This window comes from Arthrobacter sp. HMSC06H05 (genome assembly GCF_001807395.1).
GTDB lineage: Bacteria > Actinomycetota > Actinomycetes > Actinomycetales > Micrococcaceae > Pseudoglutamicibacter > Pseudoglutamicibacter albus.
Window position 1 is genome coordinate 163285 of the sequence record NZ_KV788983.1, and the last position, 22598, is coordinate 185882.

Genomic DNA, 22598 nt, shown 5'->3' on the forward strand with positions numbered 1-22598 from the left:
GAGCTAGATCAGGCCGGCTGAAGCCAACTCACGCTGCATGAGAGCCGCGATGCACAACAGGTGGACCTCCGAACCCATCCGGCCAATCAACTGAGCCGACATCGAGAACCCATCAGGGGTCCACCCCACCGGAACCGTCACGGCCGGAACCCCAGCCACGTTCACCATCGACGTGTACGGGGTATACAGGCACTGTAAGCGGTAATCCGTCTCGGCATCGTTGTCGATGAAATAACCGAGCGGCGGCGGGGTTTCAGCCATCGCAGGAGTCACCACGACATCGAAGGAACCCCACGCGGTGGACATCGAACCACCGATCTCCAGAAGCCGCTCGTTGGCCCGTTCTTGTTCGTTCTCTGAGCGGGCCTGCGCCTCGGCGCGGAACGATGCCGCCAACTCGCCCAGCTTGTCCTCATACGGGATCGGAGTGCGCCCCAACCAGGCCGTCCACACCTTCCGGAAAGTTTCGTCATAATCACTCGGGGCCTGCCACGGGGACTCCTCGACATCGGCACCCAGGCGTTCCAGAACCGCGCAAGCCCGCGCAAACGCGGCCTCAGCGGCAGCAGAAATCTCAACCGGCAACGCGGAATCGAAAGCGCTGGTGCGCGTGAAACCCACATGCAACCCAGCCAGGCCCTCCGAATGGTCCAACGCAGCTTCTACGGAATCCAGCGCCGGGGTAGCGGAATGGCCAGCGGCCAGCCGCGAACGGTCAAAAAGCAATCCATCCAGCATCAACGCGGCATCCCGTGCATCTCGACCCAACGGGCCAGTGACCGATAGCTTCGGAGCACCCCAACGGTCGATCGGTGACGCCGCACCGGTTTCATCCGTGATGTCTTCGACCATCGCGCCGCGGCCCAACTTCAGACCAATCAGCCCGGTGGCTGAAGCCGGAATGCGAACCGAACCCCCACCATCACTACCCGGAGCGACCGGCATCAAACCGCCAGCAACTGCCGCCGCAGACCCACCCGAAGAACCGCCCGGAGTCCGGGAAACATCCAAAGGATTCTTAGCCGGCGGAAGGATCGGGTTCTCCGAATGGCACGAAAGCAGAAACTCCGGAACCGAGGTCTTAGCAAACAGATTCGCCCCAGCTGAACGCAAACGCGCAGCATGTAGCCCATCCTCGCCCGCCACTACATGGTCCATCGCGGCGGAACCATACGTAGTAGGCAGACCGGCAATATCGAGGCCATCCTTCAACCCCATCGGCAAGCCAAGCAACGGCGGAACCCGCTTACCCAGGGAAGCCGCTGAGGTCGCTGAAGACGATGACGCTGAGTCACCGCCCGTAGAGTCACTGCCGCTGGAGTTAGCGCCGTCGGCCGGGATGCCGGATGAGTCCCGGTAACCAGCCAGCGCATCGTCGGCTTCACGCGCTTGCGCCAGCAACATGTCCTCATCCCACGTCACGACAGCGTTCAGGTCAGGGTTCTTAGACCGCACCCGTTCAGCAACATCGTGGGCAAGCTCACCCGCGGAAACTTCGCCCGCAAGCAAGCTGTTTCTCAACTGGACGGCCAACGGCAAACCATCATCAACCCTGCGCGGAACACCAGACAACGCTTCTGGAATCTCAAAACTCATACACCCATGATGCCAACCCATATCCACCACGTCACACGAACGCCACGAAAACTAACACCACCCTGAAAACAAATCGCACAGAGAGACTCGATACAGTGAGAAATCTGTAGGCTGGGAACCACCGGCACCCGGACACACAGTTTCCGGGGCACGCAACACAGCTACCGGGACACCGTCAGCAAGGAGCACAGCATGTCAGACCTCTTCGAAAACGTCAGCGTCAGCGACGTCCCAGATGGTGCAGCCATCCTCGATGTCCGCGAACAAGACGAATGGGACGCAGGGCATATCGTCGGGGCACGCCACCTCCCACTCAGCGAACTCATGCAGCGTTACGAAGAGCTCGATCCGGATGAGGACCTCTACATCGTGTGCCGCACCGGTGGCCGTTCGATGCAGGCTTGCGGCTGGCTCGCGAACCAGGGCTACAGCGTCTTCAACATCGCTGGTGGGTCCGGCGCATGGCTTGATGCCGGCAAACCCATCGAAAGCGACAACGGAGAAACCCCGCGCATCAAATAGGGCAGCGCCGGATATGAGACAACACTGTGCATGCCTACCAAACTGTGCATGCATACCAAACTGTGTATGTCCACCAAGGCATACACAGGCGTTGTATGTCGGATTGCTTATATAAGGACAGAGTGAGCGTGAAATACACCTATCTGGGACCAGCCGGAACCTTCTGCGAACAAGCCCTCCTGACACTGCCGGGGCCCGCCGCGGAACCGGAACACAACCGGATCCCGGCCACCAACGTGGACGCAGCACTCCAGCTGGTTCGCACAGGTGAGGTTGATGCGGCCGTTGTGCCGATCGAAAACTCCGTTGAGGGCGGGGTCTCCGCGACCCTCGATGCGATCGCCGCAGGGGATTCGCTCCACATCGTCGCAGAAGCCGTGATCCCCGTGACCTTCCAGCTCGCCGCATTGCCAGAAATCAACGCCCTCGACCAGATCCGCACCATCTCAACCCACGGCCACGCGTGGGCCCAATGCCGGCAATGGGCGCAGAACGCGATCCCGGAGGTCAACTTTCTGCCCGCATCATCCACCGCGGCAGGCGCGCTCGGCCTCCTCGAAGACAACCCCGCCTACCAAGCGGCAATCTGCTCACCCTTGGTCGCCCAACGCCACAACCTCAACGTCCTAGCTGAAGGCATCGAAGACAACCAAGGCGCGGTCACCCGCTTCGTCATGGTCCAAAAACCCGGCCGCATCCCAGGGCCGACCGGGTCCGATAAGTCCACCATCGTCGTCGAACTCACCCACGACCGCCCCGGCGGCCTGCGTGAAATCCTCGACCACTTCGCAACCCGCGGCGTGAACCTCACCCGCATCGAATCCCGCCCCACAGGCCTGGGACTTGGCCAATACTTCTTCTCGATCGACCTCGAAGGCCACATCAGCGAACCCCGCGTCGTAGAAGTGCTCCACGGCCTCCACCGCATCAGCACCTACATCCGCTTCCTCGGCTCCTACCCATCCGCAACCCCGATAGTCGTCAACGTTCCACCACACGCAACCCCCGAGGCCTATCAAGCCGCCGACGCCTGGCTCAACGACATCCTGACAAGCGGCAACCAGGCCGATGCCACCCAAACAGACGGCAACCAGGCGAGGTAGTCGCCTAACTACGCAGAGAATTCAGGGCCTTACGGAAACCGCGCGGCAGCATCGCAAGCAAATCCCCACCAGGAGCACACCGATCCACAGGGCGCGGAACCCGCAAAGTCAGCGCATGCTTGACAACCTCAGTCGTCATGGTCGTGACCTTACCCACCGGGTCACCATCAATCTGAGCCATCACCGGCTTCAAAGGACGCACCGAAATCTTCCGCATCTGAACATGCGCCATCAACCGGGTGCGCAAACGCTTATGCCACAACGTCTTCACACCCACAATCGACCACCCCAACGCAGTACGCGGCCTATACAACACAACATCCTGCACACCATCAGACATCGAAGCACCCGGCGCGAACTCGATACCACCCTGAATGTAGCCAGCGTTCGCCATCACAATCGTGCGGAAATCAACCGTCTCCCACGCACCATCATCAATCCGCACACGAGCCTCCTTAGGGAAACCCGCTAACCGCTGCAAACCAGCCGCAACATAAGCCCCCGGACCAATCAGCCTCTTCAACCGGGAATTCGTGTTCGACATGACCTCCGCATCGATCCCCACACCAGCAGCGACCAAACTCAACTGCGAATCCACAGACTTATCCGGGCCCACCAACTCAACCCGCAAGGCATCCACCCGATACGTCTCCCCCAACAACGCCGTACGGATAGCGCCTGAAACATCGTCCGGATCAATACCCACATTCCGGGCCAACAAATTACCCGTCCCCAACGGCAAAACAGCTAACTCAACATCGCCACGCCCCACCAAATACTCAGCGACCAACCGAACCGTACCGTCACCGCCACCAACAACAATCAGATCAGCGCCCGTAGCCAACGCCTCCGCAGCCTGCCCAGCCCCCGGATCATCCTCCGTCGTCTCAAAAAACAAAGGCTCCGCAATACCCTCCGCCAGCGCAACCTCACGGAACTCATCGCGGATGGCCTCCAAACCGGGCTTACCGCCATTCAAAATCACCGCAGGCTGAACCAACGAACCCACCAAAACCTTCCACTACAACAACCACAAACAGACACAAACGTGCCGTCCCCATAGATTACCGACCAAGCCACCATCCTGTGAACCACATAAGACACAACAAACCCGTCAAGAAGACCGTGACAGGTAGGCTTATAACCATGATCGACTTGAAAGACCTGGCCGAAAACCCAGAGAAATACCGTGCATCCCAACGCGCCCGCGAAGCCGACGAACAACTCGTCGATCGCGTTCTCACGGCCGACGCCGAACGCCGCAGCGCGCTCGCCGAGTTCGAAACACTGAGAGCAGAACAAAAAGCGTTCGGCAAAAAAGTCGCCCAAGCCACAGGCGAAGAAAAACAAGCCCTCCTCGAAGGCGTGAAACAACTCGCAGGCCAAGTCAAAACAGCAGAAGCCGCCGCCAACACAGCCCAAGAACAGCGCGATACGATCGCCGCATCGTTCCCCAACCTCATCATCGACGGCATCCCAACCGGCGGCGAAGACGACTACACCGTCCTCAAAACCGTAGGAACCCCACGCGACTTTAGCGCCGAAGGATTCGAGCCACGCGACCACCTCGAACTCGGTGAAATTCTCGGGGCCATCGACATGGAACGCGGCGCGAAAGTATCCGGCTCCCGCTTCTACTTCCTCAAAGGAGTAGGCGCACGCCTTGAAATGGCGCTCATCAACATGGGCATGGACCTCGCGCTACGCAACGGCTTCGAGCCGATCATCACCCCAACTCTCGTACGCCCACAAACCATGCGCGGTACCGGCTTCGACGTCGAACACGACGACGAAATCTACCGGCTCGAAAAAGACGACCTCTACCTCGTCGGAACATCCGAAGTCGCACTCGCCGGCTACCATGCCGACGAAATCCTCGACCTCACCGCCGGCCCCCTCAAATACGCCGGCTACTCCACCTGCTACCGCCGCGAAGCCGGCTCCGCAGGCAAAGACACCCGCGGCATCATCCGCGTACACCAGTTCAACAAACTCGAAATGTTCGTCTACTGCCAGCAAGAACAAGCAGAAGAACTCCACGAACAACTGCTCGCCTGGGAAGAAGAAATACTGCAGTCCCTCGGGCTCGCTTACCGCGTCATCGACACCGCGGCAGGCGACCTCGGAACCAGTGCGGCACGCAAATTCGACTGCGAAGCCTGGGTACCAACCCAAGGAACCTACCGCGAACTGACCTCCACATCGAACTGCACCACATTCCAGGCCCGCCGCCTCAACATCCGCGAACGCGTCACCGACGCCGAAGGCAAGAACAAAGGCACCCGCTCCGTAGCAACACTGAACGGGACGCTGGCAACCACCCGCTGGATCGTCGCGATCCTCGAAACCCACCAGAACGCCGACGGCTCCGTGACCATCCCAGAAGTCCTGCGCCCATACATGGGCGGAATGGAAAAACTCGAACCCATCCAGCGCTGAAGAACCCATCCAGCGCTGAAGACGCACCATCACCTTGAGGGCCCGCCCAATAACGAAACCCCGCTGAAAGAGCAGGTTGAAATGAGTGAGCTTGAGATGACAAAGGTTGAGACAATCGAGACTGGGAACCCTGAGCACAGTCGGTACATGATCTGCCTGGATGTAGACGGCACCATCGTTAACCATTCAGGTGAACTCTTCGAACCGGTCCGTGAGGCCGTCCACGCAGTGAGGCGGGCGGGCCACGAAGTGATCATCGCTACCGGCCGCTCGCTTCCAGCAACCTTGCCGGTCGCGGAAGCCTTAGGCATCGATAAAGGCCACGTGATCTCCTCCAACGGCGGGGTCACAGCGCAACTCGACCCCACGTATTCGCGCGGGTTCTCCGTTGTCGACCGGAGAACCTTCGACCCGGAACCCGCACTGAGGGCCCTCCAGGAAGCCCTGCCGGTAGCGAAGTTCGCCATCGAAACAGACACCGGAGACTTCCTCTCAACCGAACGTTTCCAAGACGCCAGCTTCGGCGTCCAAGCCCGCGGTGTGAGCCTAGAGGAGATGATGCAAGCCGATGCGGTGCGGCTCGTCGTGTTCTCAACCGACTCAACCGCTGAGGACTTCGGCCGCGCCGTCGAAGGCATCGGCCTATCCGGGGTGACCTATGCGGTCGGCTGGTCCGCGTGGCTCGACATCGCAGCCCACGGCGTCACGAAAGGCTCCGCACTCGAAGCGCTACGTTCACGGCTTGGCTTCCCGATCGAAAAGACCGTGGCGGTCGGGGACGGCCGCAACGACATCGAAATGCTCGCCTGGGCCGGACGCGGCGTGGCTATGGGCCAAGCAGTCGAAGAAGTCCGCGCCGCCGCCGGTGAAGTCACAGGCCATGTGGACGAGCACGGGCTCGCCGACGTCCTCAACTCGCTGCTTTAGTCCTCGACTTCGGCGATGGCGCCGCGGACAGCGGCCTCCAGCCGCTTCGCCGCATGCCCCGTATGCCCGGGTGCCCACGGAGCCACCAGCTCCAGATGGCGCGCGAAACGTGCGTTATCAAACGGAACGAGTGCGACGTCGTCGTTGGCCATGTGCTGCGCAAGGAGCGGGATCAAACCCACCGCAAGCCCTGCCCCTACCAGGCCAAGCAGGGATGGAAGATCATCGGTGCGTAGCGTGGAAACATTGAGCTGGAGCCCGGCGTCAGAGAACACGTCCATGACCACCTGATCCATAGGGTCACCCTCTTTGGTGCCTAAAGCCCACTTCTCTTGAGCCAACGGAACCAGGTCTTGAGCGCGGACAAGACTCAGCCCAGCCGCCCAATGGTCTGTGGGGACCGCGAGTAAAAGTTCGTCCTCATACAGCGGAATACGTAGGGCGCGCGGCCCAAGCGAAAGCGGATAGCCGTCCACCGCGTAAATGATCGCGGCATCCAAGGCCCGGCGGTTGATGCGCTGGATCAAGTCCGGGCTTTCCTCCAAGGTTGGCTCGACCTCGAAACCCAGCTGCTCAGCGCTACGAACAATCGAGGGCAGAAGCCGCGCCGCCGCGGTAGGGAAGAGGCCCAACGTGAGGCGAGTACGGCCCAGACGAGCAAGATCCCGGGTGTCGCGCAGCGCGGAATCAGACAACGCGAGGATCTCCGCGGCGCGCTCCGCCATGAGCTCACCCGCATGTGTGAGCCGTGTACCGCGCGTATCGCGCACCGTGAGCGGGGCACCCACAGCGCGGTCAAGATTACCCAGGTGATGATCAACCGTGGGCTGCGACCAGCCCAAAGCCCGCGCCGCCTTAGCCACCGAGCCGTGACGAGCTATCGCATTCAGGGCCTGCAACTGCCGCGTATCGAGCATGAACCTGCCTCTATCGTCTTTGGAAGTGAGAGTGGAGCGCCCTAAAGCTGGGTCACCTAGAGCTTGCTGAGTTTGGAATGTGGCGACCCTAGAGCTGGCTGACCCTAGAACTGGTTAAACCGAGGGCCGGCTCCATACTGAGTATAGAGGGATATAGAAAAATGACCCGTTCACAGCATAGATTTCGCATGTTTTCATAGAGGTTATGCTCAAGGAAACCTTTATGCGCAAGCCGGGATCTGACCTCCAGAAGACCGCCCGCGAGGTTGGCGACATCGCCCGCGGAAACCCAGCACAGCATCGTGCCCCGTTCGGCCATGCCCTCCTTGAGTATGCCCAGCGCGACACCCTCCAGGTCATGGTGCCCGGCCATGCGTGTGATGCTGAGCGTTCGTATCCGGAGCTCGTGGACTTCATGGGCGCCCAAGGTGTAGCGCTCGATGTTCCACCGATGACCGACGGCATCGACCTAGGCGAAAACACCCCGCTCGATGAGGCGCTCGAGCTCGCCGCTGAGGCGTGGGGTGCCTCCCGCACGTGGTTCATGACCAACGGCGCGTCCCAGGCCAACCGCACCGCCGCGATCGCGGTGCGAGCGCTCGGTGAGCGCGTCATGGTTCAGCGTGCTATGCATTCGAGCTTCACCGACGGGATTCTGCTGGCGGGGCTCATGCCGTCTTTCGTTGTCCCGAACGTTGATTCACGCAACGGCGTCACGCACGGCTTGACCCCTGAAGCGCTCGATGAGGCGCTCACTTCACAGGCCCAGGCCGGTGAGAAGGTCGATAGCGTCTATGTGGTTTCGCCGAGCTATTTCGGTGCGGTTGCCGATGTCGAGGGGCTCGCTGAGGTTGCGCACGCACACGATGCAGCACTCATCGTGGATGGCGCGTGGGGCCCGCACTTCGGTTTCCACCCGGATCTGCCCGGCTCGCCGGTGGCGCTCGGTGCGGACCTCGTGATTTCTTCGACGCATAAGCTCGTTGGTTCGCTCACCCAATCAGCGATGCTGCATTTGGGGCACGGGCCGTTGGCGCGAAAGCTCGAGCCGTTCGTTGAACGCGCGTACACGATGACCGGCTCGACCTCGGCCTCCAACATCCTGAAGGGCTCTCTGGATGTGGCCCGCCAAGGCCTCATCAACGGCCGTGACCGCATCGAGAGCGCCTTGCGTGGTGCCGAACAGCTACGCGAGGCGCTACGTGAGGATGATCGTTTCCGTGTTCTTTCTGATGATTTCGGTGATTTCGCGGACATCCATGAGATCGATACGCTCCGCATCCCCGTGGATGTATCCCGTTTGGGGCATACGGGCCATTGGGTGCGTCAGCGGCTCATCGCGGACCACGACGTCTACTGCGAAATGTCCACTGCCACGACCATCGTCATCATCTTCGGTGCCCTGGCTACCCCTGCGGTTGACCGGACCCTCGAGGCGCTGCGTGCTGTAGCTGATGCCGCGCAGAACCCGAATGTCGACGCCGATTCCGCTGACATCCCGGTTGCTTCCGGTAACTCGGTGGTTGCGGCAACGGACGCTTGGGAAGCAACCACCCCAGGCCATGCAGTTGACGCGCTCAGCGGTACCGCGGAACAGCCCGGTACCGAGGAGCGTTTCCCCGAGCTGCCGAAAGCCGGAACTATGCGGCTGCTGCCGCGCGATGCCTACTTCGCGGACGCTTTCGACGTGGTTTCAGCTCAGGACGCGGTGGGCCGGATCAGCGCGGACACCCTGGCCGCTTACCCGCCGGGTATCCCGAACGTTCTGCCGGGGGAGGAAATCACGCAAGAGATCGTCTCGTTCCTGCAGGCCGTAGCGACCTCGCCCACCGGATACGTGCGCGGTGCGCAAGACGCGAAAGTAACGACCTTCCGCGTAGTCGCAGAATAGGGCCAGCCGTGTAGCCCCGCTGTTGCCGGCTCAGCCGCTGCTGACCCACCCGCATGTTAGACGAGGGTCTCTGCGAGCCGTAACAGGAGCTCAGCTGAGGCGCGGCCCGCTACTTCTTCGCGCCAGCGGGCGCGCGCTATGGTCTGCGATACCGCTTGAACGGTGACCCCTAAAGCCTCGGCTACGGCCTTCTGTTGGCCACGCACACCAGGGAGAAGTAAGTCAATGACCGCCCAGTCGGCGGCCGAGCGGCGTGAGATCACGTCCCCTAAGAGGACGAGCGCGCCCTCAGCGGCGGCAGCGGTTTCCGGCGCGGTGGGCAGCCCATCGAGCGCTATACCCGCCGGTCCGGCCTCAACCGCGACGGGCACCGTGGCCCGCACCGTACGTTCAACGGCCACCCGGGACCGAGCCGCCGCGGCATCGTGTGCATCAACCCCGGCAATACCGACCCCCACCCGGAACACGGCACCGTCGGGGCCGGGCCGCAACCCCGTCAGAACAGCCAACACCACATCGGCGGGGTCAGCGATAAGGCCCGCGGCCTCATCGCCCACGGTCCGGTCGAAACCATCCGCGGCATCGCCCACCGACCGTTTAAGTGACTGCAGCAGAACACCCACGCCATCGCCGACGTCGCGGGTGTTCTGCTGCGTCAAAGTCACATGGAACAGAGGTGCTCAGCCCTTGAAACGTTCGATGGACTCCTGAAGTTCCTTCTCGGCGGCCTCACGGTCAGCCCATCCCTCAACCTTGACCCACTTGCCAGGCTCAAGATCCTTATAACGAGTGAAGAAGTGCTCGATCTCCTGGCGCAAGAACTCGCCCAGGTCCTCAACGGACTGGATGTGATCGAAACGAGGATCAGACGGAACGCACACAACCTTCGCGTCCTTACCGCCGTCATCAGTCATGTTCAAAACGCCGATCGGGCGAGCCTCAACCACAACACCTGGGTGCAAATCCACGCCTGGGATGTAAACCAAAGCATCCAGCGGGTCGCCGTCCAAACCGAGGGTGTTGTCAAAGAACCCGTAGTGGGTTGGGTACTGCATAGGGGTGAACAGGACGCGATCCAAGTGGATGCGGCCGGTTTCGTGGTCCACCTCGTACTTGACACGGGAGCCGGCAGGGATTTCGATGGTCACATCATGCTTCATGTGTGCACTCCTTTAAGTGGTGGGTAAATGGTGGGGTGTCCCGCGCGTTGCCGGCGCGCGGGCGTTCTCTGTTTAAGGGTAACTGACGTGAGCTAAGTAGAATTTCATTGATGACCAATGCTTCCCGACCCGCGCGTCGCTTCCTTGTCCCTGTAGTTGTGGCCCTGTTGTTGGTGGCCGCAACCCAGGTGGTGTCTGCGTTTTTTGGGCGGCCGGATGATCCGGCCGCGACCGCCGAGGTTCCTCAGTTGCCGGCCCCGGCGTTCAGTACGTCGGGGCCGGCCCCGGATGCCGCGGTGCTGCAACGCAAGGTCGATGCAGCACTTGAGGACAGCCCGGGCACGGTTGAGGTATCAGTGGTCGATGCGGTCACAGGCAAGCAGGTCGCTCACGTTGGTGAGGGGGAGGCGTTGATCCCGGCGTCTTCCTTGAAGGTTCTGACAGGTACCGCGGTGGTGTCCACGCTGGGGCTGGAGGATCAGTGGGTCACGCGGACCGTTCTGGACAAGCGGGGCTCCGGGGCGCCTGTCGTGTGGCTGGTTGCTGGTGGCGATGTGATGCTCAACCCGGGCGCAAGTGATGCGAAGGCCGTGAATGGTCGCGCAGGTTTGAAGACGTTGGCTGAACAGACCGCTAAAGAACTCAAGGCCTCCGGGGCGCTTGATGAAGCGGATGGTTCGCTCAAAGTAGGTGTGGATACCCGGATGTTCACAGGCCCAGCGTTGAACCCTGACTGGGCAGATGATCTGGTTTCAACCAACAACGTCACCGAGATCGCCCCGATCGCCCTTTACGCGGGCCGCTCTGAAGCCTCACACACCTCCCCGGTGGTCCGGAACCCGGACGAACATGCTTTAGAGGTGTTCACCGACCACCTGCAGTCTGCCGTGAAGTCAGGGAAGAAAAGCGTTGAGGTCAAGCAGGCGTCTGGGAAAACTAAACCGGGCTTTGACGCCGTAGACCCGTTTGAGCCCGGCAGCGTCGAAGGTCAGCTCGCGGCCGTGCATTCAGCGACGGTGCGTGAACAACTCGCCTACGGCGAAGCGCATTCAGACAACGTGATCCTCGAAACATACGGCCGCCTCGTGGGGATCAAACGCGGGCATGAAGGCTCGACTCAAGGCGCCATCGAGGGCGTTAAACAAGCCCTCGAAGAACTCGGCGTAGAAACAAACGAGCTCGTGATGCGAGACACCAGCGGGCTCTCAGACAAAAACCGCGTCCAAGCAGGCACGCTCGCCGACGTCATGGCGCTGACCCTCAACGATGGCTCGGCAACCCAGCCCGCCCGTCGTGATCTAGCGTTCGTGCCATCCTTGCTACCGCGCGCGGGCGTCAACGGAACCATGGAAACCCGCCTGGATGGGAAGAAGACCAAGGCGCTCGTGCTCGCGAAAACCGGCACGCTCGCAGACGTCATATCCCTCACCGGCGTCGTCACCACCAAGGAAGGCCGCCCACTCGGGTTCTCCATCATTTTCAACGACGTCGAAGGCAACCTGGACGCCGCACGCGCCTCAGCCGACGCCGTGGCCACCGCGCTCGCCGACTGCGGTTGCCAATAGAGCGCGGCTGCCAATAGAGCGTCACCATGAACGAAACCCGGCCACGATGAGTAGCGAACGCATCCCACCCGCAGTATTCAGGCGGATTCAGCGTGCCCGCGAGGCGCTACGCCAGCGGCTGCCGGGCGGGCTGAATTATGTGCTCGCGGTGTCTGGTGGCGCGGATTCGCTCGCGCTCGCCGCGGTGTGCGGGCAGATGCGTCGCGACGGGGACTTGACTGGTCGGCTCACCGCTGTGGTTGTGGACCATCAGTTGCAGGCCGGAAGCGCTGCCGCCGCGGAAGGGGCGGCGCGCGCATGCCGCGTTTTGGGTGTGGAGCAGGTGGTGGTCCGCCGTGTTGAGGTGCCGGGTAAAGGCACAGAGAACGATGCGCGGGAGGCCCGGTATCGCGAGCTTGAACTGGTGCGTGAAGAGGTTGGGGCCGAGTTCGTTCTGACCGCCCACACCGCCAACGATCAGGCTGAACAGGTGCTGCTCGCACTCGCGCGGGGTTCAGGCACACGCGCTATAGCTGGGATCCCGGACCGGCGGGGACGGTTCCTGCGGCCGTTCCTGGAGGTGTGGCGCGAGGATACCGAGGCGGTGTGTGAGGCTTATGGGGTCCAGCCGTGGGAAGACCCCACGAACACGGACCCCGAATTCGCGCTACGGAACAAGGTCCGGCTCGAACTGCTACCAGAATTCACGCGAGTGCTGGGCGATGGCGCGCTCACCAACCTTGTCCGCACCGCAATCCAAGCCCGCCACGATGCCGAGCACCTCGATAACGAAGCCGAAGCCGCACTCCAAACGTGCGCACTGACCGAAACCCCAGAAGTCCTCGACGGGCCCCGCGCATCAGGGCGGGCACCGATGCAGTGGGACCTCGACCGTTACCTGCTGAAAAACGCGCCGCAAGCCATCCGCACCCGCGTATTGCGTTTCGCCGCGCAAACCGTAGGGGGGCGTGCCCCCACCGCAGAACGCACAGCGGCACTTGAACGCCTTACCGCGGGCGAAGGATCCGCGGGCCCCATCGAGCTCGACGGCTACGTCAGCGCCCACCGCATCAAAACCACACCTAACCACAGCGTGATCCGGTTCATCGGGCGGCCGCCGGCGGGCGCATCGGACGCATAAATCTGAGCACAAATCCTGCAGAGAGCACTATCGTGTGCAAACATGGAGGGAAGCGGCTTTCTATATCGCTAGCCGCCGGCCGCCACATCGTGTAAAAAGGGGAAGTCCGTGAAGCCAGATCACGTCGCCGATGACCTAAAAAACGTACTCATGTCGCGTGAGGAAATCGATCAGGTGGTTCGCGACCTGGCCGCAAGAATCGACGAGGACTACAAGGGCCGCGACCTGCTGCTCGTCGGCGTCCTCAAAGGTGCCGTGATGATCATGGCTGATCTTTCCCGCGAGTTGAAGATGAACGTCTCGATGGATTGGATGGCGGTGTCCTCCTACGGATCCGGCACGCAGTCCTCGGGTGTCGTACGGATCCTCAAGGACCTCGACACTGACCTCATGGGCCGCGACGTGCTCATCGTTGAGGACATCATCGACTCCGGTTTGACGCTCTCGTGGCTTGTCTCCAACCTGAAGTCGCGCGGGCCGCGTTCCCTGGAGATCTGCACGTTCCTGCGCAAGCCTGACGCGATCAAGGTCGATATCGACGTCAAGTATGTGGGCCGCGACATCCCGAACGAGTTCGTGGTCGGTTACGGCCTAGATTTCGCAGAGAAGTACCGCAACCTCGATGCGCTCGGCACGCTCGCTCCGCACGTGTACCAAAGCGAGTAGTACCTCGGGTTGATTCTGGCGCGGTAGGCGACAGGTAATCTAGAACGTTAGAAGTATGTAAGCGGGTTCGCAGCTCCCCTTTGAACAGCCGGCCGTGTTGAAGAACAGCCGGTTTTGACGGGTGGGGTAGGGGCTGTGGCTAAGAGGAAGGCGCGTCAGCGCATCAATGGACAAGACGACTCAGCCTAAGAAGAAGCTGTATCAAACCTGGTATTTCTGGGTCATTCTGGGTGTTGTTGGACTCATGGTTGGTATGTCCGTTCTGTTGAGCGGGCAGCGCAACGAGGTCCCGACCTCGGTTGGTCTGAAGCTTCTTGAGGACAACAAGGTCACGCGTGTTGATCTGAATGATGACGGCAACCGGGTTGAACTGAAAACCACGGAACCGGTCAAGCATGAGGGCCGTGACCTTGGTAAGAAGGTCACGTTCAAGTATTCGGTGACCCGCGGCCCGGAGGTCGCTAAGGCGATTGCGGCCGCGGAGCCAGAGAATGGTTTCGAGGACCGCCCGCAGACCAGTAACTGGTTCTTGTCCACGTTGGGTCTGTTGTTGCCGATGATCATCATCCTCGGCTTGTTCTTGTTCCTGATGTCGCGCGCCCAAGGTGGTTCCGGCAAGATCATGCAGTTCGGTAAGTCCCGAGCGAAGATGATCAATAAGGACATGCCGGAGGTCACGTTCAAGGATGTGGCTGGCGCGGATGAGGCTGTTGAGGAGCTCCGGGAGATCCAGGAGTTCTTGCAGCATCCGCAGAAGTTCGCTTCAGTTGGGGCGAAGATCCCGCGCGGTGTTTTGCTGTATGGCCCTCCGGGTACCGGTAAGACGTTGCTTGCTAAGGCTGTTGCCGGTGAGGCTGGGGTTCCGTTCTTCTCGATTTCGGGTTCCGATTTCGTTGAGATGTTCGTTGGTGTGGGTGCCTCCCGCGTGCGTGACTTGTTCGAGCAGGCTAAGAGTTCTTCGCCGTCGATCATTTTTGTTGATGAGATCGATGCGGTGGGCCGCCAGCGTGGTGCCGGCATCGGTGGCGGTAACGATGAGCGTGAACAGACGCTGAACCAGTTGCTGGTTGAGATGGATGGTTTCGATGCGAACACCAACGTCATCTTGATTGCGGCGACGAACCGTCCGGATGTTTTGGATCCGGCCTTGTTGCGTCCGGGCCGTTTTGACCGTCAGGTGCCTGTTGAGGCGCCGGATCTTGCGGGACGTAAGAAGATCCTTGAGGTGCATGCGCGCAATAAGCCGCTGGTTGATGGGATTGACCTTGAGGCTGTCGCGAAGAAGACACCGGGGTACACGGGTGCTGATCTTGCGAACGTTTTGAATGAGGCCGCGCTGTTGACGGCGCGTTCCAACGCTCATTTGATTGATGATCGAGCGATCGATGAGGCGATTGACCGTGTGATGGCGGGCCCGCAGAAGCGTACGCGTTTGATGCGTGAGCATGAGCGCCAGGTGACGGCTTATCACGAGGGTGGCCACGCATTGGTTGCGGCTGCTTTGAGGCATTCGGCTCCGGTCACCAAGATCACGATTCTTCCGCGTGGCCGTGCGTTGGGCTACACGATGGTTGTGCCGACGGAGGACCGTTATTCGATAACCCGCCAGGAGTTGTTGGATCAGCTCGCGTATGCGTTGGGTGGCCGCGTTGCGGAGGAGGTCGTGTTCAACGATCCGTCAACGGGTGCCTCGAACGACATCCAGAAGGCCACCGAGACGGCCCGGAAGATGGTGACCCAGTACGGCATGAGTTCCGAAGTGGGTGTTGTGCAGCTGGGTACCGGTAGCGGCGAACCGTTCCTGGGCCGTGAAGCCGGGCAGACCCGCGACTATTCCGAGGGCATGGCTGAGGTTGTGGACAAGGAAGTCCGTCAACTTCTGGATAACGCTCACGCTGAGGCGTATCAGATTCTGACTCAGAACCGGCACGTCCTGGATCGCTTGGCTAAGGAACTTTTGGACCGTGAAACCTTGAACCAGGCGGAGGTCGCAGAGATTTTCCATGATCTGGTGAAGCTTCCGGAACGTGAGCAGTGGCTGTTCGATGAAGCGCGCCCTGGCCAGGACCTCCCACCGGTACGTGGTGAACGTGACATCAAGCGCGACCCGCAGGGTAAGGGTACCGAGCCGAAACCTGGAGAAGGTGTCACGGTTGTGGACCCTCCGGCTGGGGGAACTGAACTGCCGGGAGGGGAACCGCAAGGGCCAGGAACATAAGACCAGGCACGTAGCCGCGGGGGCGTTTTGCCCTCGCGGCGTAATTGTGTACGCGTGTGCGGACGGAATGTTGCTGGAGGCTTTCCGAGCTAGAACCTGCAGGCTGGTCTGATCTAAGATCAAACTGATCTGTCTCCGAAGCCACGTTAGGTTGTCATGAACACCTCCGATTACTCCTCAATGACTGAGGAAGACGTCAGAAATAATCCCCAACTGGATCAGACTACGCTGATGAATGTGGCGCAGTCGCGCCCGGATCTGCGCGCGGCGGTGCGCCAGCACCCTAACTGCTATCCAGGCCTCGCGGAATGGATCGATAGCCAGTCAGCTGGCGGGCAGCAGCCACAGCAGAACCAGTCCCAGCAGAACCAGTACCAGTACCAGTACGGTCAGCAGCAGCCGCAACAGAGCCAGCCTGCGCAAGGCTATGCGGCCCAGGGTTATGGAGCGCAGGGCAACGGGGCTCAGGGTTATGGGGCTCAGAATCCGTCGCAGCAGTCGGGGTATAACGCCGGCTATGGTCAGCAGGCTCAGCAGTACGGTCAGCCACAGCAGTATGGGCAGCCTCAATCGCAGCAGTACGGGCAGAACCAGTACGGCCAGAATCAGTACCAGCAGGGTCAGTACCAGCAGTATCCGGCGCAGCAGCAGTCGGGCTACAACCCTGGCTATGGTCAGCAGGCTCAGCAGTACGGTCAGCCACAGCAGTATGGACAGACTCAGTCCCAGCAGTACGGGCAGAACCAGTACGGCCAGCCACAGTATGGGCAGCCACGTCCGGGCGTTGTGTTTCCGAAGGAGTGGACAGGGTGGCTTCCTGTCATCATCGCGGGCTTGGCTGTTCTTGCTTTCATTGCGATCTTCTTGCCGGCTGTCAGCGCGAAGAGTAGGTTCGGTAGCCACACCGGTTCGCTTCTTGATGCCCCGGCCGGCGTCAAGGTGCTTGCGATCATTTCGATGATCTTGGTGATCGCGGCCGCAGCTGTGCCGGCCGTGGCGTTCTTTGTCCGAAGGAAACCGCTGCCATTGATCTATCCGATTGCGGGGATCGCGGCAGGCGCTTTGGGCATCATCACCTACATCGTCATGTTCATCCAGGTCGGCGCCGAGGCGAACAAAGCGCGTAAGCAGCTTGAAGAGTATGGCTATTCCCTGGAGGACACGGGCACTTCGGTAGGCCCAGCGTTCGGCACGTTCTTCGGTCTGGTTGTTTTCGGCCTACTCCTTGCGGCGGGTGTTGTTGCGCTTCTCATGGAGCTGAAGGGTAAGGGCATCAGCGCGAATCTGCAGCCAGCTTTCGCAGGCGGCTCGAACGGGGCAGGCTGGAATCAGCAGCCGTACCAGAACAACCAGTACGGTGGCTACGCCCAGCAGTCGCAGCACCCACAGCAGGGCCAGCACGGTCAGCAACAGCAGCAGCAACATACTGGCGAACAGCAGTCTGGCCAACAACAGTCAGACCAGTCGCAGGATGATCAGCAACAGGGCGAGCCGCAGCGGGGTGAACAGGCACAGGGAGTCCAGCAGCAGGACAGTGGCCAAGCGCAGGGTCAGCGGGCGGCTTGGCAGTCGCCGGACCAGCAGCCTCAGAACGTCGAGGCCAAGCTTCCGGACTCTGAAGAGTCTGCTCAGAGTGAGGCGAAGGTTTCGGAGACCGCGGTTTCGGAGCCGGTTGCGTCCGAGCCTGAATCTGTTGCTACTGGCGAGCCGGTATCCGAGACACCTGAAGAGGTTAGCGAGGCGCCAACGCAGGCTGCAGATGCTGAGCCTGTCGATGAACCAGTTGTAGCCCCGGTTGAGGAACCAGTTGTAGCGCCGGCTGAGGAGCCTGCCAAGGAAGAGAGCCAGGAGGCGCCGACTGAGGCCTCGGGTGAGACGGTGCCGGCGGGGGCGTCGGCAGTTGAGCTGCAGCAACTTGCCGCGACTAAGCCTCAATTGTGGGAGCAGATCCGTCAGCACCCTAACTGCTATCCAGCGTTGGCGGAGTGGATTAAGCAGGCACAGAGCACAAACTGACCTGCTCAGAAGTAGTTAGCAGAATGCCCCAGGAGGCAAGATGCCTCCTGGGGCATTCTCTTGTTAACGATCCATACTTCTCAGCGCATACTTTTCAACGCATTCTTGCCACAAGCTTGGTGGCGGAATGTGGTCATGGTCACTTAACCTGGGTTAGCCTTAGACCAGGTTAAACCGCCAGTAGCTTCACAAAACACAAAGAAACAGTTGATTACTTCAAGGTAGGTCGCCATGAGCACCCCTGATTTTTCTTCAATGACTGAGGCAGACGTTCGTGACAATCCTCAGTTGGATCAACATACGTTGATGAATCTGGCGCAGTCGCGTCCCGATCTGCGGGCGGTAGTGCGTCAGCATCCCAACTGTTATCAGGGACTCGCGGAATGGATCGACGCCCAATCAGGCGGTGGGCACCAGCCACAGCAGTATGCCCCGACGCAGTACGGTCAGCCTGGTGCGGGCGTTGTGCTTCCGAAGGGATGGTCGGAGTGGCTTCCGGTAATCATTGCAGGCCTAGCTGTTCTCGGTCTCGTTGCATTGTTTTTGCCCTTGGTGAGCGTACGGGTTGATATCCACTCAAGTTCTGTCGGTTTCTTCTCGGGGGGCAATTTAATTAAGGAAGCTAAATTAGTTCCGCATGAGGCGACGATACTTGCGATCATCTCTATGGTCCTGGTGATCGTTTCCGCGGCTGTGTCGGTCGCGGCATTCTTCGCTCGTAGAAGAGCGTTGTTATCGACCTACCCGATTGTGGGGATCGTGGCGGGCGCTATGGGCCTCACCGCGTACATCGTGGGGATTGCTGGAGTGAACGGCAAGCTCAGCGAAATACGCAGATTTGCTGAAGCACTTGGAGCATCCTGGGAAACTGAAGACACCATGATTGGTCTAGGTTTCGGTTCATTCTTTGGTCTGGTTGTGTTTGGCCTGCTCCTGGTGGTGAGCGTTCTCGTGCTTATTATGGAGCTGAAAGGCCGGGATCTCAGAGCGAATATTCGGCCAGCTGTGTTCGTGCCGGGGTCGGCAGCTCAAGAATTACCAGCTGAGGCAGCGGGTCAGACGGTGCCTGCTGGGGCGAAGCGAGGGGCTGTAGCGATGCCGTTCATGGTGGCCGGTCTCGCCGCCCTGGCATTCGCGACCATGTTCATTCCAGCTTATGTTCTTAACATCGAGGGCCACGGAGGGCCTGCCTTTGTGTGGAGGCTTGAGGATCCGGTCTTGATCCTGGCGGTCATTTCTATGGCTCTGTCGCTTGTTTCAGCAACCCTTTCCGCCATAGCAATATTTATTCGCGTCAAGCCGCTCCAGGTGACCGGCGCGATTAGCGGGGCTATTGCCGGGGTTGCAGGTGTCGCAACTTATATTGTGTTTTTCCCTCATCTGGCGATGATGAACGATAGGTTGAAAGATCTCGAATATTCCAAGTATTCATTTGCTGCTGCCCCTGGCGCTTTCATCGGCCTGACCGTTTTTTCCATCTTGCTTATAGGCGGAAGCATCGCTGCTGTTCATGCATTCAGGAGTCGTGGTCGTTCGGGGGGATTGGCTAAGTCTCGATAGAGGTTCCGCTGATGTGGGCGGCGACGGGGACGTGGAGTGTGATGCTCCACGTCCCCGTCGTATTTAAGGGCGTAAAAGACTGTTCGAGGCTCACCGTTCGCGTGTACGATAGATCACAGTTGCGAATACAGAATGCAGTGTTCGCATATCGAACTAATCTGTGATCTTTTATCCCAATGACTTTCACCGCAATGGAGCCAGAATGCAGTTTCACCACAACGGCTATGTGACCGGAGACCCCCTTATCAAGGAAGCCGCAGGAGTCGGCATCGACCGTAGTGAAGACCTGCCGGAGGTTATGGACGTACTGATCGTGGGTGAAGGTCCCGCCGGTATGACTACCGCAGCGCAACTCTCGGTCTTCTCGCAGCTCGAGGTGCGCCTCATCGAACGCCGCGAACACGAACTCCAGGTCGGCCAGGCAGACGGCATCCAGGCCCGCTCCGTCGAAACCTTCCAAGCCTTCGGGTTCGCAAACCGTGTGATCGATGAGGCCTACCATCTCCGCGAAATGGCGTTCTGGAAGCCAGACCCAGAAAACCCAAAGAACATCGTCCGTGCGGCACTCGCCCCGGATGACCCGCACGGTGTCTCCGAATTCCCGCACCTGATCATCAACCAGGCCCGCATCATGCAGTACTTCGGTGAGTTCATGCGTAACCAGCCTTCCCGCATGAAACCGAACTACGGCATCGAATACGTCTCCCACGAACGCGACGACTCCCAGGAATACCCGCTGCTCGTCAACCTGCGTTACACCTTCGGTGAGAAGGCCGGCGAAGAGTTCTCGGTCCGCACCAAGTACCTCGTCGGCGCTGACGGTGCGCGTTCACAGATCCGCCGCGACATCGGCGCAACCCGCGTAGGCCAACAAGCCGCACACGCGTGGGGAGTCGTGGACTCCATCGTCGAAACCGACTTCCCAGACTGGCGCACCAAGTGCGCGATCCAGTCCCATGACGGCGGCTCGATCCTCCACATTCCACGCGAAGGTGGCGCGATGTCGCGCATGTACGTCGACCTCGGCGAAACCGCCGCAGATGACGACGGCAAGGTTCGCCAGACCCCGCTCGATGAGATCGTGCGTCACGCCAACGAGATCCTCCACCCGTACACGGTTGAGGTGAAAGACGTCGCATGGTGGTCGGTTTATGAGGTCGGCCACCGCGTCACCGACCGCTTCGATGACGTCCCAGTGGAAGAAGCCGGGAACAAGATGCCGCGCGTATTCATCCTCGGTGACGCATGCCACACTCACTCCGCTAAAGCCGGTCAGGGCATGAACGTCTCGATGCAGGACGCATTCAACCTCGGTTGGAAGCTCGCGCACGCCCTGCTCGGTACCGCTCCGTTGGAGATCCTCTCGACCTACACGGGCGAGCGTCAGGTGATCGCGCAGAACCTCATCGACTTCGACATGGAATGGTCCTCGATGATGGCGCGTAAGCCAGAGGAGTTCGAAAACCCGAGCGACCTCGAGGACTTCTACGTCCGTACCGCCGAGTTCCCGGCAGGTTTCATGACCGAATACGAGCCGTCCATGGTGTGCGGTGACACCAAACACCAAGAGCTCGCTGCCGGTTTCCCGGTCGGTAAGCGCTTCAAGTCGGCGTGGGCTACCCGCCGTTGTGACGGAGTCCGTTTGCATCTGGGCCACCTTGCAGAAGCCGATGGCCGCTGGCGTATCTATGTGTTCGCTGACGGTGCGCACCCAACCGAGCACTCCGCGGTGGATGATCTCGCAGCATGGCTCAAAGACGACGAAGCATCGCCGCTGGTTGGCAGCGAGCTGGGTGGACGCCCACGTCACGAATGGTTCGACGTCAAGGTGATCTACCAGCAGTCCCACGAGGAGTTCGAGGTCTTCGACGCACCAGAGGTGTTCCGTCCACGCTACGGCGACTTCGGCATCATGCAGTGGGAGAACGTCTTCGCCTCGGCTCTTGGTTCGGCTGACCGTGAACGTCAGGAAATGAACCCTGTCGCTTTGAGCCGCGACATCTACGATGCGCGCGAGCTTTCGCGTGACGGCGTGATTGTTGTTGTGCGCCCTGACCAGTACGTTGCCCAGGTCCTGCCGCTGGATGCCACGGATGAGCTGAGCGAGTTTTTCAAGGGCGTCCTCTCGGAGTCCTAAGGAAGCCACGGAAGATAGAGCCAGGTTGTCTTTGTGACGGTTGATGCTGAGGGCCGTGCGGGGGCGTCTGCGGCGGGTTCGCAGACGCTCTCGCGCGGCCTGAGTTTGTTGGAGACCATCGCTGAGTATGAGCAGGGCCTCACGATCCCGCAATTGTGTGAACGGGTCGGTTTGCACCGTTCGATCGTCTACCGGTTGCTGCGTACGCTAGAGGCGCACAACATGGTGGTGCGGGGCGCCGATGGTGTTGTGACGTTGGGCCCTAACTTATTGGTTTTGGCGCGTTCAGTGAGCCGTGATGTTCAGGCTGCCGCGTTGCCGGAGCTAACGAGGTTGTCTCAAGGTCTGCAGATGACGGCGTTCATTGCTGTTTTGACGCAGGATCAAGTGGTGACATTGGTTTCGGTTGAGCCGAAGGTCGATGGTGCCACGCTGGTTCAACGTCCGGGTTCCGCCCATCCGTTGGACGCTGGCGCCCCGGGGGCCGCCATCCGGGCGCAGCTGGGGACTGCGGAGTTGGCGGCGCGTGGTTTAGCGCATCCGGAGTTGCTTGGGGATGCCGCCGCACCGTATACCAAGAGCCGTTCGCAGGTTTTGACTGGCGTGAGTTCGATCGCGGTCCCGTTGCGGGTCCCGGGCTATGCGGCGGCGTCGCTCGCGGTGGTGTTTGTGGGTAGTGAGGACGATGCGGGGGTCGCTTCCGCGTTGCACCTGTCGGCTTCGGTGATTGAGGCTGAGCTGTTGTAGGTCGGTAGGCTGTG

The 22598-nt window shown here is 60.5% G+C and carries 18 protein-coding genes; 13 read left to right on the forward strand and 5 right to left on the reverse strand.

What is annotated here, in order from left to right; genetic code table 11:
- Window positions 1–3: 3 nt before the first annotated feature.
- Window positions 4–1596 carry an amidase gene (locus HMPREF3160_RS05805; protein WP_176744708.1) on the reverse strand — a complete coding sequence of 531 codons (1593 nt, stop codon included), beginning with the start codon at window positions 1594–1596 and terminating at the stop codon, window positions 4–6.
- A 192-nt stretch (window positions 1597–1788) separates the two neighbouring features.
- Here HMPREF3160_RS05805 and HMPREF3160_RS05810 point away from each other — a divergent pair, with 192 nt between their 5' ends.
- A complete protein-coding gene (locus HMPREF3160_RS05810) occupies window positions 1789–2118 on the forward strand; it encodes a rhodanese-like domain-containing protein (RefSeq protein WP_035756021.1) in 330 nt (109 codons plus the stop codon).
- Between the two features lie 128 nt (window positions 2119–2246).
- Window positions 2247–3221, forward strand: a complete 975-nt coding sequence (pheA, locus tag HMPREF3160_RS05815) for a prephenate dehydratase (protein WP_232219276.1) — start codon at window positions 2247–2249, stop codon at window positions 3219–3221.
- Window positions 3222–3225: 4 nt separating this feature from the next.
- Here pheA and HMPREF3160_RS05820 read toward each other — a convergent pair whose 3' ends face one another.
- Window positions 3226–4230, reverse strand: coding sequence for a diacylglycerol/lipid kinase family protein (locus HMPREF3160_RS05820; protein WP_070491343.1), 1005 nt, complete (start codon window positions 4228–4230; stop codon window positions 3226–3228).
- Window positions 4231–4367: 137 nt separating this feature from the next.
- On the opposite strand from HMPREF3160_RS05820, the gene serS reads away from it, so the two are divergent.
- Both serS and HMPREF3160_RS05830 read left to right on the forward strand, forming a co-directional pair.
- Window positions 4368–5660: a serine--tRNA ligase gene (gene serS, locus HMPREF3160_RS05825; protein WP_070507551.1), complete on the forward strand. Its 1293-nt coding sequence runs from the start codon at window positions 4368–4370 to the stop codon at window positions 5658–5660.
- 96 nt (window positions 5661–5756) lie between these two features.
- Complete coding sequence (locus HMPREF3160_RS05830) at window positions 5757–6587, forward strand: HAD family hydrolase (RefSeq protein WP_070507593.1); 831 nt, start codon at window positions 5757–5759, stop codon at window positions 6585–6587.
- Here HMPREF3160_RS05830 and HMPREF3160_RS05835 read toward each other — a convergent pair.
- A complete protein-coding gene (locus tag HMPREF3160_RS05835) occupies window positions 6584–7504 on the reverse strand; it encodes a LysR family transcriptional regulator (protein WP_070507553.1) in 921 nt (306 codons plus the stop codon). The two genes, HMPREF3160_RS05830 and HMPREF3160_RS05835, sit on opposite strands and share 4 nt — an antisense overlap.
- Before the next feature lie 223 nt (window positions 7505–7727).
- On the opposite strand from HMPREF3160_RS05835, the gene HMPREF3160_RS05840 reads away from it, so the two are divergent.
- A complete protein-coding gene (locus tag HMPREF3160_RS05840; protein ID WP_083285477.1) occupies window positions 7728–9395 on the forward strand; it encodes an aminotransferase class I/II-fold pyridoxal phosphate-dependent enzyme in 1668 nt (555 codons plus the stop codon).
- A gap of 56 nt (window positions 9396–9451) precedes the next feature.
- Here the strand turns inward: HMPREF3160_RS05840 and HMPREF3160_RS05845 are convergent, their stop codons facing one another.
- Both HMPREF3160_RS05845 and ppa read right to left on the reverse strand, forming a co-directional pair.
- Complete coding sequence (locus tag HMPREF3160_RS05845) at window positions 9452–10054, reverse strand: hypothetical protein (protein ID WP_141739848.1); 603 nt, start codon at window positions 10052–10054, stop codon at window positions 9452–9454.
- A 21-nt stretch (window positions 10055–10075) separates the two neighbouring features.
- A complete protein-coding gene (gene ppa, locus HMPREF3160_RS05850) occupies window positions 10076–10555 on the reverse strand; it encodes an inorganic diphosphatase (protein ID WP_070507555.1) in 480 nt (159 codons plus the stop codon).
- A 110-nt stretch (window positions 10556–10665) separates the two neighbouring features.
- Here ppa and HMPREF3160_RS05855 point away from each other — a divergent pair, with 110 nt between their 5' ends.
- From HMPREF3160_RS05855 to HMPREF3160_RS05890, 8 genes are all read left to right on the forward strand, one after another.
- The gene (locus HMPREF3160_RS05855; RefSeq protein ID WP_070507557.1) at window positions 10666–12120 is read left to right on the forward strand and encodes a D-alanyl-D-alanine carboxypeptidase/D-alanyl-D-alanine-endopeptidase; all 1455 of its coding nucleotides are present in this window, start codon (window positions 10666–10668) and stop codon (window positions 12118–12120) included.
- Between the two features lie 46 nt (window positions 12121–12166).
- A complete protein-coding gene (gene tilS, locus HMPREF3160_RS05860) occupies window positions 12167–13240 on the forward strand; it encodes a tRNA lysidine(34) synthetase TilS (RefSeq protein WP_070507559.1) in 1074 nt (357 codons plus the stop codon).
- 150 nt (window positions 13241–13390) lie between these two features.
- Window positions 13391–13906 (forward strand): hypoxanthine phosphoribosyltransferase, encoded by a 516-nt coding sequence (hpt, locus tag HMPREF3160_RS05865; RefSeq protein WP_052048441.1) that lies wholly within the window; start codon window positions 13391–13393, stop codon window positions 13904–13906.
- A gap of 166 nt (window positions 13907–14072) precedes the next feature.
- On the forward strand, window positions 14073–16124 hold the full coding sequence (gene ftsH / locus HMPREF3160_RS05870; protein WP_052048426.1) for an ATP-dependent zinc metalloprotease FtsH: 2052 nt from the start codon (window positions 14073–14075) through the stop codon (window positions 16122–16124).
- A 156-nt stretch (window positions 16125–16280) separates the two neighbouring features.
- Window positions 16281–18140: a variant leucine-rich repeat-containing protein gene (locus tag HMPREF3160_RS05875; RefSeq protein WP_141739849.1), complete on the forward strand. Its 1860-nt coding sequence runs from the start codon at window positions 16281–16283 to the stop codon at window positions 18138–18140.
- Window positions 18141–18371: 231 nt separating this feature from the next.
- A complete protein-coding gene (locus tag HMPREF3160_RS05880; RefSeq protein ID WP_035756003.1) occupies window positions 18372–19700 on the forward strand; it encodes a variant leucine-rich repeat-containing protein in 1329 nt (442 codons plus the stop codon).
- A 202-nt stretch (window positions 19701–19902) separates the two neighbouring features.
- The gene (locus HMPREF3160_RS05885; protein WP_035756002.1) at window positions 19903–21837 is read left to right on the forward strand and encodes an FAD-dependent monooxygenase; all 1935 of its coding nucleotides are present in this window, start codon (window positions 19903–19905) and stop codon (window positions 21835–21837) included.
- Window positions 21838–21870: 33 nt separating this feature from the next.
- Window positions 21871–22584, forward strand: a complete 714-nt coding sequence (locus tag HMPREF3160_RS05890; protein WP_070507562.1) for an IclR family transcriptional regulator — start codon at window positions 21871–21873, stop codon at window positions 22582–22584.
- Window positions 22585–22598 lie beyond the last annotated feature (14 nt).